Source organism: Uliginosibacterium sp. H1 (assembly GCF_036017065.1).
In the GTDB taxonomy this organism is placed as follows: Bacteria; Pseudomonadota; Gammaproteobacteria; order Burkholderiales; family Rhodocyclaceae; genus Uliginosibacterium.
On the sequence record NZ_JAYXHR010000002.1, the window covers coordinates 754,334 to 766,602 of the forward strand.

The following is a 12,269-nucleotide window of genomic DNA, read 5'->3' on the forward strand; positions in this document are numbered from 1 at the left end:
TCCGGTGCGTGGTCGTCTGCAACGTGCCGCAGGCGCCTGTGGTGGGCCCGCAGTGCCCTCGCAGTACGCCACATCAATCTGTGAATCCAATTCACAGGAGTTTTGCTTGCCGGCAGTCTATATCACCAAAGCCGGCTTGCTTATGCTGCGCTCCATTCCAGTCTTCCAAGGTGGAGAAGCACATGCCGCTCGCCCTCTATGCCCTCACCGCCGGTGCCTTCGGCATCGGCGTCACCGAGTTCGTCATCATGGGCCTGCTGCTGCAGGTCAGCAGCGACCTAGCCGTGTCGATTCCCGCCGCCGGCCTGCTCATCTCCGGCTATGCGCTGGGGGTGGTGGTGGGTGCGCCGGTCATGACGGTGCTGAGCAGCCGCTGGCCGCGCAAGCAAGTGCTGCTGGGGCTGATGGTCATCTTCACGCTGGGCAACCTGGCCTGCGCGCTGGCGCCCAGCTACACCGCGCTGATGGTGGCGCGCATCGTCACCGCCTTTGCCCACGGCACCTTCTTCGGCGTCGGCTCGGTGGTGGCCACCGGGCTGGTGGCAGCGGACAAGCGTGCCTCGGCCATCGCGGTGATGTTCACCGGCCTGACGATCGCCAACATCCTCGGCGTGCCCTTCGGCACCTGGCTGGGCCAGCACTTCGGCTGGCGCGCGACCTTCTGGGCCGTCACCGCCGTGGGCGTCGTCGCCTTTGCGGTCATCGCGCTGCTGGTGCCGCAGGACAGGTCGGCTCCCGAGGCGAGCGACTGGCGCGCCGACCTGCGTGCGCTGATGCGCGCCCCCGTGCTGCTCGGCCTGCTCACCACCGTGCTGGGCTTCGGCGGCCTGTTCGCGGTGTTCACCTACATCGCGCCCATCCTCACCGAGGTGACCGGCTTTGCCGATGCCGCCGTGTCGCCCATCCTGCTGGTGTTCGGTGGCGGCCTCATCCTCGGCAACCTGCTGGGCGGCAGGCTGGCGGACCGTCGCCTCGTTGCCACCGTGCTGGGCAGCCTGCTGGCGCTGTCCGTTGCGCTGGGGCTGACGACATTTTCCATCCATGACAAAACGATGGCGGTGGTCTTCGTCGGCCTGCTGGGCATCACGTCGTTTGCCACCGTGCCGCCGCTGCAGATGTGGGTGCTGGAGAAGGCGCACGGCGCCGGCCAGAGCCTGGCGTCCAGCTTCAACATCGGCGCGTTCAACCTCGGCAACGCGCTGGGTGCCTGGCTGGGCGGCGAGGTCATCGCCCGCGGCATGGGTCTGCAAGCCCTGCCTTGGGTGGCCGCGCTGGTGCCGCTGGCGGCCTTTGGCGTGGCCCTGCTCGCGCTGCGGCTGGAGGCTACGCAACGACGCAGCCCCGCCGCGGTCACAGTGGCGAGTGCGGCAGTCGGCAAGTAGCAAGCAGGGCGTCACCGGCAGGCGGCGTGTCGCACCGCCATGTGCCATGAATCCATACTTCCCTAAACACAGACGCAGGAGTGTTCTCATGAAGATCGATCTCACCGGCAAGACCGCCGTCATCAGTGGCTCCACCGCCGGCATCGGCTTCGCCACCGCCAGGGGGCTCGCCGAGGCAGGGGCCACCGTCATCCTCAACGGCCGTTCGCAGGGCTCCGTCGACGCGGCCATCGCCCGTTTGAAACAGGTGGTGCCCGGTGCGCAGGTGCGCGGTGTCGCCGCCGACGTGGCCACCGCCGAGGGCTGCGCCGCGCTGGTGGTGGCCGAGCCGGTCGCCGACATCCTCATCAACAACGCCGGCATCTTCGGCCCGCAGGATTTCTTCGACATCCCCGACGCCGAATGGCAGCGCTTCTACGACGTGAACGTCATGTCCGGCGTGCGACTGTCGCGTGCCTATGTGTCCGGCATGCAGGCGAAGGGCTGGGGCCGCGTGGTGTTCCTGTCCTCCGAGTCCGGCCTCAACATCCCGGCCGACATGATCCATTACGGCATGACCAAGACCGCCAACCTCGCGGTGTCGCGCGGGCTCGCCAAGCGGCTGGCCGGCACCGGCATCACGGTGAATGCCGTGCTGCCCGGCCCCACCCTGTCGGAAGGCGTGGAGGCCATGCTGAAGGAAGACGCCGAACGCGCCGGCCAGACCATCGAGCAGGCCGGCACCGCCTTCGTGAAGGCGCACCGCGCCACGTCGATCATCCAGCGCGTGGCAACGGTGGAGGAGGTCGCCAACCTCATCGTGTACGTGTCCTCGCCGCAGGCCTCCGCCACCACCGGCGCCGCGCTGCGCGTGGATGGCGGGGTGGTGGACAGCATCGCGTGAGCATGGCCGCGGCGCGCACGCCCGCAGCCATGCCGGCGTCACTGCGCCCGCGCCACGAGGTGCAGGAAGCTGACCGCTGGCCGCGTCGGGCCGTGGCGCGTCGACTACCATGAGCGCATGAACCGTCGCCTTCGCCTGGGTCTGCTGATTGCCGTGCCGCTGCTCGTCGTTGCGGTGTGCGGCGGCTATTACGCTGCTCTGCATCTCCTGCGCGCGCAGATCGTCGCCGCGCTGGGACAGACCGGTGAGGTGGGCGAGATCCGCGTCGGCCTGGCGCGCATCGAGATCGACGGCTTGCGCATCCGTGCCAGCCAGCGAGGCTGGCCGACGCAGGACGAGTTGCACGCGGCGCGGGTCTTCGTCACGCCCGACCTGCGCAGCCTGCTGGGCGGCCGCATCGTCGTGTCGCGCATCGAGATCGAGGACGCTGCCCTGACGGTGCTGCGCAACCGCGCCGGCATGCAGATCGTGCCCGCCTTGCTCGACAAGCCGAAGCAGCCTGCTGCCGGCAAGCCGGCTGGCCCCGACGCCCCTGCCGGCAGCGGTCCGCAGGTGCGTATCGGCCACATCGCGCTGCGCGACAGCCGCGTCGACTTCTACGATGCGACGCTGGGTGGCAAGGCGCAGCACATCCCACTCGACGAGCTGGCGCTGGACCTCACGGATCTCGTGCTGCCCGCTTTCGACGCGCGCAGCCAGCTGGATGTGCGCGCGCGCGTGGGTGGCCAGGGCAGGTTGGCGCTCGACGGCTGGCTGGTTGCCGGCACGCTGGACTCGGACCTGCAGCTCAAGCTGACCGACACCCCCCTCAAGCTCGTCGGGCCCTACCTGTTCCGCAAGCCCTACGGCGACGTGAAGGCCGGTACGCTGGCGCTGGATGTCCGCAGCAGGATCGACAAGCGCCGCCTGCACGCACCGGGGCACATGCAGCTCAGCGGTCTCGAACTCGGCGGCGTGGCGGGCTTCACGCGCGAGGCCGCTGCGGTGTTTGCACGCTCGCGCGGCCTGGATGCCGACACGAAGCGTCCGGTCGCACTGGACTTCACCGTGCAGGGCAACCTGGACGATTCGCGGTTCTCGCTCAATGAAGCGATCTACGGACAGGCCGGCAAGGCGCTGGTACAGCTCGTCGGGCTGGGCGGTGGCAGCAGCGACGGCACATCGTCCGGCACCGGCATCGGCAGCCAGATCGAGGACGCCGTCGGCAAGCTGTTCGGCAAGTAGGTGTTCGCCGGGCAGGCGGGTTCGTCGCCAGCACAGGGCGGCATCTCCCGCCTGCCTTCGCGGCGTCGCTCATAATGCCGCCCATGGACACTCAACTCGAACAGGCGCGCGACTGGTTCCTGCGCGGCATCGAACACTTCGAAGCCGGCCGGCTGGAGCAAGCCCGCGATGCCTTCCAGACCGCACTGGGTTTCGCGCCGGGACGCCCGTCGGTGCTCGGCAACCTCGGCATCACGCTGTTCCGTCTCGGCCACATGGCCGAAGCCGTGCCGGTGCTGCGGCAGGCCACCGCTGCGGACCCCGGTTATGCGGACGCATGGACCAGCCTCGGCCTGTCATTGGCCGCGCAGTCCCGCTGGCAGGAGGCGGACAGCGCGCTGGCGCGTGCCGCGGTGCTCGCGCCGCCGCAGGCCGAAGTGCTTGTCCAGCACGGCCAGTGCCTGCTGCAGCTGGGTCGTGCGCACGATGCGATGGAAGCCTACGACCTCGCCATCGAAACGCGGCCGGCCTACGCCGATGCGTGGGTCGCGCGGGGCAACCTGCTGCGCGACATGCAGCAACTGGATGCCGCCGCGACCGCTTTCGAGAAAGCCCTCGCGCTGGGTGCGGACCCGGAGCTGACCGGCTATTACCTGGCGTCGGTGCGTGGCGTCACCACGGCAGCACCGCGGCGTTATGTCGAAACCCTGTTCGACCAGTACGCGCCCGACTTCCAGTCACATGTCATCAGCACGCTGCGCTACCAGGGCCACGAACGCCTGCTGCGGCCGCTCATCAACGTCGGCCAGCGTTTCGGCCGTGCGCTGGATCTCGGTTGCGGCACCGGCCTGTGCGGCCAGCTCATCCGCCCGCTGGTGGATGTGCTGGAAGGCGTCGACCTGTCGCAAGCCATGGTCGAGCAGAGTCGTGGCACCGGCCTCTACGACACGCTGGCCCATGCTGATGTCGGCGACTACCTGAAGACCGCGCAGGGCCCGTTCGATCTGGTCATGGCTGCCGACGTGTTCATCTACGTCGGCGACCTGACGGAGATCTTCCCCGCCGTGCGCCGTCTGTTGTCCGCGGGCGGCCGCTTCGTGTTCACCGCCGAGGCCTCGGAGGGCGAAGACGTGAAGCTGCTGCCCAGCCTGCGCTACGCGCACGCCGAGGCCTACCTCCGCCGGCTGGCGGAGGCGAATGGCTTCCGGGTCGACGCGATCGAGAGCGCACCGATCCGCTACGACCAGGAGAAGGCGATTGCGGGCATGTACGTGTACCTGGCTTGAACGGCAGCGATGATCTCCACCCACATCGACGGCCACCGCTTCCAGTTGCGTGCGGCCGCCGTGTTCGTGCACGACGGCGCCGTCCTGCTGCACCGCGCGCCCGGCGACGACTTCTGGGCGCTGCCCGGAGGCCGCGTGGAGGCCGGTGAGGACGCGGCGACGACGGTCGTGCGCGAGATGCAGGAAGAGCTGGGCGAAGCCGTGCAGTGCGAGCGCCTGCTGTACACCGTCGAGGCGTTCTTTCACCACCTCGGGTCGCCGAACCACGAGATCGGCCTGTATTTCCTGGCGCATCTGCCCGCGAGTTCGCCGCTACTCGACAAGCAGCGCATACACGCCGGTGTCGAAGGTGACAAGAAGCTGGAGTTCGCTTGGTTCAGCCTGAGCGATCTTGGTGACGTGAACCTGTGCCCCTCATTCCTGCGCGATGCGCTGAACGAGCCGGGCTTGCCGTTCAGGCATGTCGTGCAACACGGCTGAAGCAGGCGGGCGCGTGGCGCGCTTCAGTCGTTGTGAAGGATGCGGCCGAAGTTGTCTTGCAGGCGGGTGATCCACCACTGCGTCTGCCAGCCATCGGTACTGAAGCGCATGTGGGAGGCCATGTCCCGCAAGCGGCGGGCATCGGGTTCGAGCCAGGTCGCCAGATAGGCGAGCACGTCGTCGGCGATATGGGTGAACTCGAGGCCGTCATGATCGAACTCGAAGACCCGTCCTGCCATGTCACCTTCCGCCGGCATCAGGATGTAGTTGCCCGAGCGCGGGGTCTCGCCGATGACGATCGCATTCTCCAGCCAGTCCGGCAGGAGATCTTCTTCCTCGTCGTCGTCGACCCAGTCCCGGAAGCAGGCGTGCAGCGCAGCCCATTCCGCAGGGGGTGCCAGATAGCGCGCGGCATCGCCGCTTTCTGCGTCGTGATACAGGACCACGCTGCCGACGCGTGCGTAAAGATCGTTCAGCCTGCCGATGGCCGGCACCGTGGCGGAGGACAGGGGCGGCGTGACGACGTGCGCGAAGCGCACACGCTTGGTCGTGCCTTCATCGTGCATGCGCCGGCACAGGAATTCGCCGGTGTGCTCGCGCAGCGCGCGTTCGAGTTGGTCGATATCCATGATCGCTGTGACGGTGCGGATCGGCGTGGAGGGTGGCGTGGACGGGTTCAGCCCGGCGGAAAGAACAGATACGCCATCGCAATCGCCGCGATGATCGCCACTGCATCCGCGATCAGGCTGCACGGCACGGTGTGCCGCGTCTTGCGGATGCCGACGGCGCCGAAGTACACCGCGATGACGTAGAAGGTGGTGTCCGACGAGGCCTGGAACAGGGCGCTCAGGCGGCCGGCGAAGCTGTCGGGGCCGAGGGTCTGCATGGTGTCGATCATCATGCCGCGCGCGCCGCTGCCGGACAGCGGCTTCATCAGCGCGGTGGGCAGGGCCGGCACGATGTCGCCGGGCACACCGAAGAAACCCAGCACGTTCGCCACGCCGCGCATCAGCAGGTCCATCGCGCCGCTGGCGCGGAACACCGCGATGCCGACGAGGATGGCCACGAGGTAGGGGATCACCATCACCGCGGTGCTGAAGCCCTCGCGCGCGCCTTCGATGAAGGCCTCGAAGGCCTGCACCTTGCGCCGCACTGCCAGCAGCAGGAAGGCGACGATGACGCCGAACAGCACCAGCCCGCTGACCAGTGCGCTGGTGGCGGACAGCTCGGCGGCGGACAGGCGTGCGAAGTACATCAGGCTGCCCGCCACGGCGGCGACCATGCCGGCCAGCCAGGAGAGCACCACCGGGTGACGTAGCTGGATGTTCTGGAAGAAGCTCGCCGACACCAGCCCGGCCAGTGTGCCGAAGAAGGTGGCGAGCAGGATGGGCAGGAACACGTCGGCCGGATTCGCCGCACCGAGCTGCGCGCGGTAGGTCATCACGCTCACCGGAATGAGCGTCAGCCCCGCGCCGTTGAGGATCAGGAACAGCACCTGCGCGTCGCTGGCCGTGTCCTTGTCCGGGTTCAGCTCCTGCAGCTCCTTCATCGCCTTCAGGCCCAGCGGCGTGGCGGCGTTGTCCAGGCCCAGCATGTTGGCGCTGATGTTCATCAGCATCGAGCCGGTGGCGGGGTGGCCGGACGGAATGCCGGGGAAGAGGCGGCGGAACAGCGGGTCCACCGCGCGCGCCAGCATCTGCACCGCGCCGGCCTTCTCGCCCACCTTCATGATGCCCAGCCAGAAGGTCAGCACGCCGGTGAGGCCCAGCGCGATCTCGAAGGCGGTCTTCGACATCGTGAAGGACTCGGTCATCACCTTGCTGAAGACGCCGGCATCGCCCAGCACCAGCCAGTGGAACAGGCAGGCGACGAAGGCGGCGAAGAAGAACAGCAGCCAGATTGCGTTGAGGACCATGGGGTGGAGTGTAGCGGGGCGAGGCGCCTGCGAGGTGCCAAGGGCGTGGGTCGTTGGAGGTGGTCGATCAACCCACTTGCCTCGTCATTCCCGCGGAAGCGGGAATCCAGCGACTTTGATTTGTGTTGTGGCGTTGTCTACCGGCTCACGGCGTAGGTTGGCGGTTCATCGTGAGGCTGTGCCGGGACTCGCCCCGGCGGGCGAGGTTCTTTCTTTGTGCGGACAAAGAAAGAACCCAAAGAAAGCCGCCCCGCTTCCGCCGCCACGCTTTGCGTGGTCCCCTGCGCTGCTCGCCGTGACGAGCGGCTCCGCAACTCGCCCTCAGTCTGTCGCTTCGCTCGGCCTTCGGTGCTCAGACATGCTCGCCGTCGCGCTGCGCGCGATTCCTCGTCACGGCTGTGCTGCTCGGCGGCTGCAGAGGGGAGGGGGCGGTGCTTACATCGCCATGGCGTGCTGTCAGCGAAAGACAGGTCGTGGCCACCCCACGACCGTTGGACAATGCCGATTGAAGCCGGCGACTGGCAGGCGCATCATGCGACGTCCGATTGCTGCCCGACACCCATGGCCCGCGTCGTCCTCACGCCACAATTGCAGCGCTTCACCGACACGCCGACTGTGGATGCGCCAGCGGCTACCCTGCACGACGCCCTGGAGGCCAGCTTCGCCGCCAACCCGCGTCTGCGTGGCTATGTGCTGGACGAGCAGGGACACGTACGCAAGCACGTCGCCATCTTCATCGACGGCGAACTGATCAGGGATCGCCAGCGACTCGACGTCGCGCTGTCGCCGGGCAGCGAGGTCTTCGTGCTGCCGGCATTGTCGGGAGGTTGAAAGAGTTGTCTGAGATCGAGATGCTCGGCGCATTTGATCGTGCTGTGGCGAGTGGGCTATTCCAGCACTATCCGGACTGGGAGGTACATGCTCGGGCAGAGGACGACGGCGGAGAAAAAGCCCTTGTCGTGGCGATCCCGGTGCCTAACCCGCGTATTGCCGGCGACCTGGAGATCAATACCTTTGACCTGCAGGTAACTGTTCACTTCGACCGCTATCACGGGCACTTCGATGCGCTGGACGATGAGGCGCTGGCATTGATAGGAAAGATTGTCTCGGATAGTTGCTCGGTGGTTTCCTACTGGCGGGACGGCAACTTGTGCTTCTCCCATTTGTCCTCCGAAGCGGACTGGCCTGACTCGAACATTGATTTTCCCTACGCGGACAGGTTGGTTTTCCGGTCATGGTCCGGAGCATGGGACCGGGAGCTGATTTGCCAGCCGCGAGATTGAATCATCGTCTCGACGGTCCCTTGTCTGTATCGACGCGGCTCCCACATGAAAGGTGACTTCTCATGACACTGCGCGCCTGGGCATCCACCCGCAAAGGACTCTTCGAACTGCTGCGCGAGGGCAGGACCTGGCGCATCGGTCGCGTCAGTTTCCTCGCCGATCCGGTGACCATGTTCCTGCCGGCGGGGCCGGATCATCCGATGATCGCGGCGCTGAACCTCGGCCATTTCGGCGTGAAGCTGCACGCCTCGGACGACGACGGCGCCACCTGGCGCGAGATCGCCACGCCGGCCTACCCGGCGCAGCCCGACGGCGTGGAAGGTGACGTGCCGTGGAAGCTGGTGCAGGTGTGGTCGATGGCCGCGGCGGATGGCGTCATCTGGGCCGGCACCTTGCCGGGCGGCCTGTTCCGCTCGACGGATCGTGGCGAATCCTGGCAATTGGTCGAGTCCTTGTGGAACATGCCGGCGCGCCGCGAATGGATGGGCGGCGGCTACGATGTGCCCGGCATCCACAGCCTGTGCATCGACCCGCAGGACCCGCGCCGGCTGCACCTCGCCATCAGTTGCGGCGGCGTCTGGTTCACCGAGGACGGCGGCGCCGGCTGGCGTCCGCGCGCGCAGGGCCTGCGTGCCGACTTCATGCCGCCGGAGCGGCAGGGTGACGAGAACATCCAGGACGTGCACCTCATCGCGCAATGCGCCCGCTCGCCGCAGGTGCTGTGGTGCCAGCATCACAACGGCATCTGGCGAACCACCAACGGTGGCGCCAACTGGAGCGAGCTCTTCCCGCCACTGACCAACTTCGGCTTCACCGTGGCGGCGCATCCGCACGACCCGGAGACGGCATGGTTCGTCCCCGCAGTGAAGGACGAGCGTCGTGTGCCGGTGGAGAACGCGCTCTTCGTGCATCGCACGCAGGACGGTGGCAAGACCTTCGAGGAACTGCGCAAGGGCCTGCCGCAGGAGCACTGCTACGACCTCGTCTACCGCCACGGCCTCGCCGTGTCGCCCGACGGCCAGCACCTGATGATGGGCAGCACCACCGGCAACCTGTGGGCGAGCGGCGACGGCGGCGACAGCTGGCAGACGGTGAGCAACCACCTGCCGCCGGTGTTCGCAGTGAGGTTCGACGGGGTCTGCGGCTGACCGCCAGCGCCGTCACTGCAGCCCGCGCCCATGACGATCGACGTCCTCTTCATCCACAGCGCCGGTACGCAGGCCGGCGGCCAGGGAAGTTCGCTGCTCGTGAAGCACCTCCGGCGCGAGCTGGGGCCCGGCTACACGCTGACCTGCCCGCGGATGCCCGTGCCCGACGAGCCTTCCTGCGAACGCTGGAAACAGAAGCTGGAGAAACTGCTGCCGGCGCGACGCTCGCCCCGTATCCTCATCGGCCATTCCCTGGGCGGATCGATGCTGCTCAAGTACCTGTCCGAAACGCAGCGCACTGTCGGCGCAGACGCGCTCTTCGTGGTGGCCGCGCCTTTCTGGGGAAGTCCGGGCTGGCAGATCGAGGAGTTCGTGTTGCGCGATGACTTCTCGCACTTCCTGCCGGACGCGCTCCCGATCCATCTCTACCAGAGCCAGGACGATGAAGTGGTGCCGGTCGATCATCTGTCCCGCTATGCCAGAGCCATTCCGCGGGCCAGGGTCCGCCAGGTGAAAGGCGGCGGTCACACCTTCGCCAACGGTCTGCGCGAACTGGTGCAGGACATACGCGCGCTGCCGATACGCGACGACCGCTGAGCTGGGCCGACGTCCGGAACCGGTAGCGCCGGGTGCTCGCCGGACGCCGGTAAGATGCGCGTCGTCCTCCAGATACTTCCGGGTTGCAGTGGCATGAGTCGTCCGATGATCGTCGTCACCGAAATCACCCCCGCAACACTTTCGCCCGCCTTGCTGGCGATATGGCGGGACTCGACCGGCGCCACCCACCACTTCGTATCCCACCAGCACCTGGACGAGATCCACGCGTTGCTGGAGACGCTGTTGCCCGCTTGCGTGCCGATGTTCGTCACCCGCGGCGAGGACGGCCATCCCTGCGCATTCATGCACGCGAGCGAAGGCGAGCTGCACATGTTGTTCGTCGCCGACCGGTATCGCGGCAAGGGACACGGTTCGGCGCTGGTGGATCACGCGATCCGCCATCTCGGCGTGACGCGCGTGACGGTGAACGAGCAGAACGCGGAGGCCACCGCCTTCTACCGCGCACGCGGTTTCGTGGTGACGGACCGGCAGGCGCTGGATGACCAGGGGCGGCCGTACCCGGTGCTGCGCATGGCACTGGCCGACCCGGCGTGACGACACGCACGTACAAGGAGCAGGAGCATGGCGAACAGGTACCGGCAACCACAGGTGTGCGTGCTGGGCAGTGCCGAGCCATCTGCTGCCGAAGCTGAGGATCACGCTGGCAGAACTCGCCGATCCTGCCATGGTGTTCCATAGACGAACTATCGGGCCCGACTGGTGGATTTGCAGCTGACCTCCCAGGGCTGAGCCGGAACGTCCCGTTCCACTGAGGAGCAAGAAAATGCCGAACGGAAGATGTCTGTGTGGCGCTGTGCAGTACGAAACCAGCGCAGCTTTCATCTATGCGGGGAACTGCCACTGCTCCCAGTGTCGCCAGGCCTCGGGTGCCGCTTTCAACTCCTTTGCGGGTGTTCCGCTAGACGCGCTTCGTGTCACGGCGGGGGAGGAGCAGTTGTCGAGCTATGCAAAGGGTCGGGACAGCGTCCTGAGGTTCTGCAAGGTGTGTGGCTCGAATCTGTTCTCGATCAAACCGGAGGCCGGTGTCGCCCACATACGGATGGGGACCTTGACCGAGGAGCCCGGCATTGCGCCGAAGGCTCACCTCTTCGTGGGCTCAAAAGCTCCTTGGCAGGATATTACTGACGACTTGCCACAGTTCCAGGAGCACGCACCTCGTGTCCGTTGAGTCTTTCATCCTGCGCACGCCCCAACAATCCAGGAGCGATGGAGTGGATTCATGAAACCCGAAGCCCTTCATCTGCGCCGCAGTCGCTGGACGCTGGTGTTCACGCTGCCGTTCGTGGTCTTCATGCTCGCGGGCGGTATCTGGGCGCTGGTCATCGCGCTGACGAGCGATGAAAGGATCTGGATTGCGGTCGGTTGTTTCTTCGCATTCGCTGCGCTGTGCATTGGCGGCGCCATCGGCAAGGGGATGTGGGAGGCGCTGTCCGACCGGGGTGTGGCCCTGATCATCGACGAAGAAGGCGTGAACGACGTGAGAGGGGGCCGGGCCTTCGCGTGGAGCGAGATCGAGCGGATCGGGATCGTTGCCGGCGGCGCCCGCATCCTGCTGAACCTGAAGGCCAGTGCGATGCCTGCGGACACGGGCTTGCAGCACGGCATCCGGCGACTTGTCGGTGGCGCGGATCACGCAATCGAATTGCGCGGCCTGAGCTACAGTCCACGTGCGCTGGACTTCGCCCTGAAGGCATTCCCCCGCAACGCCGCGTCCCGCAGTACCTGGCGCTGATCACGGAGCAGCACGATGAAAACGAAACACGCTTTCCTTGTCACGTCGTTGATGGTCGCCGTGTCGCTGACGACTGGCTGCACGACCAAGCACTGGTACAACGCCTTTCAGAGCAACATGGAGACAACATGCAGGCTGAGACCCGCTGATGCCGAGCAGTGTCTGTCGCGTATCAACAGGATGAGCTATCCGGATTACGAGAAGGCACGCACCGGAACCAAGTAAGAAGTAGTGCAGGTCTTCGCCGAGGTCATGGTGCATGGGTGGACAGAAGCGCCGCCGACCCGCGCGCCGCCGGCTGTAACGTCTCCGTCATCGTCCTGAAATACGCTCCCGCAG

The 12,269-nt window shown here is 66.7% G+C and carries 15 protein-coding genes; 13 read left to right on the plus strand and 2 right to left on the minus strand.

Features of this window, described 5'->3' with window-relative positions; translation table 11 throughout:
• Window positions 1–182: 182 nt before the first annotated feature.
• From VVD47_RS13100 to VVD47_RS13120, 5 genes are all read left to right on the plus strand, one after another.
• On the plus strand, window positions 183–1,382 hold the full coding sequence (locus VVD47_RS13100; protein WP_327603918.1) for an MFS transporter: 1,200 nt from the start codon (window positions 183–185) through the stop codon (window positions 1,380–1,382).
• 88 nt (window positions 1,383–1,470) lie between these two features.
• Window positions 1,471–2,265 carry an SDR family NAD(P)-dependent oxidoreductase gene (locus VVD47_RS13105; RefSeq protein ID WP_327603919.1) on the plus strand — a complete coding sequence of 265 codons (795 nt, stop codon included), beginning with the start codon at window positions 1,471–1,473 and terminating at the stop codon, window positions 2,263–2,265.
• A gap of 117 nt (window positions 2,266–2,382) precedes the next feature.
• Window positions 2,383–3,489 (plus strand): DUF748 domain-containing protein, encoded by a 1,107-nt coding sequence (locus tag VVD47_RS13110; protein ID WP_327603920.1) that lies wholly within the window; start codon window positions 2,383–2,385, stop codon window positions 3,487–3,489.
• Between the two features lie 83 nt (window positions 3,490–3,572).
• Window positions 3,573–4,754, plus strand: coding sequence for a tetratricopeptide repeat protein (locus VVD47_RS13115; RefSeq protein WP_327603921.1), 1,182 nt, complete (start codon window positions 3,573–3,575; stop codon window positions 4,752–4,754).
• A gap of 9 nt (window positions 4,755–4,763) precedes the next feature.
• Complete coding sequence (locus VVD47_RS13120) at window positions 4,764–5,234, plus strand: NUDIX hydrolase (RefSeq protein ID WP_327603922.1); 471 nt, start codon at window positions 4,764–4,766, stop codon at window positions 5,232–5,234.
• Window positions 5,235–5,257: 23 nt separating this feature from the next.
• Here VVD47_RS13120 and VVD47_RS13125 read toward each other — a convergent pair whose 3' ends face one another.
• Together VVD47_RS13125 and VVD47_RS13130 are read right to left on the minus strand one after the other, a co-directional pair.
• On the minus strand, window positions 5,258–5,863 hold the full coding sequence (locus VVD47_RS13125) for a hypothetical protein (protein ID WP_327603923.1): 606 nt from the start codon (window positions 5,861–5,863) through the stop codon (window positions 5,258–5,260).
• A gap of 47 nt (window positions 5,864–5,910) precedes the next feature.
• The gene (locus VVD47_RS13130; RefSeq protein ID WP_327603924.1) at window positions 5,911–7,149 is read right to left on the minus strand and encodes a nucleoside recognition domain-containing protein; all 1,239 of its coding nucleotides are present in this window, start codon (window positions 7,147–7,149) and stop codon (window positions 5,911–5,913) included.
• Between the two features lie 561 nt (window positions 7,150–7,710).
• On the opposite strand from VVD47_RS13130, the gene VVD47_RS13135 reads away from it, so the two are divergent.
• From VVD47_RS13135 to VVD47_RS13165, 8 genes are all read left to right on the plus strand, one after another.
• The gene (locus tag VVD47_RS13135) at window positions 7,711–7,980 is read left to right on the plus strand and encodes a MoaD/ThiS family protein (RefSeq protein WP_327603925.1); all 270 of its coding nucleotides are present in this window, start codon (window positions 7,711–7,713) and stop codon (window positions 7,978–7,980) included.
• A 5-nt stretch (window positions 7,981–7,985) separates the two neighbouring features.
• Entirely contained in the window at window positions 7,986–8,432 is a 447-nt protein-coding gene (locus VVD47_RS13140) for a hypothetical protein (protein ID WP_327603926.1), read from the plus strand.
• A 62-nt stretch (window positions 8,433–8,494) separates the two neighbouring features.
• Window positions 8,495–9,580 carry a WD40/YVTN/BNR-like repeat-containing protein gene (locus tag VVD47_RS13145; RefSeq protein ID WP_327603927.1) on the plus strand — a complete coding sequence of 362 codons (1,086 nt, stop codon included), beginning with the start codon at window positions 8,495–8,497 and terminating at the stop codon, window positions 9,578–9,580.
• A 30-nt stretch (window positions 9,581–9,610) separates the two neighbouring features.
• A complete protein-coding gene (locus VVD47_RS13150) occupies window positions 9,611–10,177 on the plus strand; it encodes an alpha/beta fold hydrolase (protein WP_327603928.1) in 567 nt (188 codons plus the stop codon).
• A gap of 93 nt (window positions 10,178–10,270) precedes the next feature.
• Window positions 10,271–10,732, plus strand: a complete 462-nt coding sequence (locus tag VVD47_RS13155) for a GNAT family N-acetyltransferase (RefSeq protein ID WP_327603929.1) — start codon at window positions 10,271–10,273, stop codon at window positions 10,730–10,732.
• Window positions 10,733–10,961: 229 nt separating this feature from the next.
• Window positions 10,962–11,366 carry a GFA family protein gene (locus tag VVD47_RS20835; RefSeq protein WP_443080984.1) on the plus strand — a complete coding sequence of 135 codons (405 nt, stop codon included), beginning with the start codon at window positions 10,962–10,964 and terminating at the stop codon, window positions 11,364–11,366.
• Window positions 11,367–11,417: 51 nt separating this feature from the next.
• Window positions 11,418–11,930, plus strand: coding sequence for a hypothetical protein (locus VVD47_RS13160; RefSeq protein ID WP_327603930.1), 513 nt, complete (start codon window positions 11,418–11,420; stop codon window positions 11,928–11,930).
• A gap of 15 nt (window positions 11,931–11,945) precedes the next feature.
• The gene (locus tag VVD47_RS13165) at window positions 11,946–12,155 is read left to right on the plus strand and encodes a hypothetical protein (RefSeq protein ID WP_327603931.1); all 210 of its coding nucleotides are present in this window, start codon (window positions 11,946–11,948) and stop codon (window positions 12,153–12,155) included.
• Window positions 12,156–12,269: the final 114 nt, after the last annotated feature.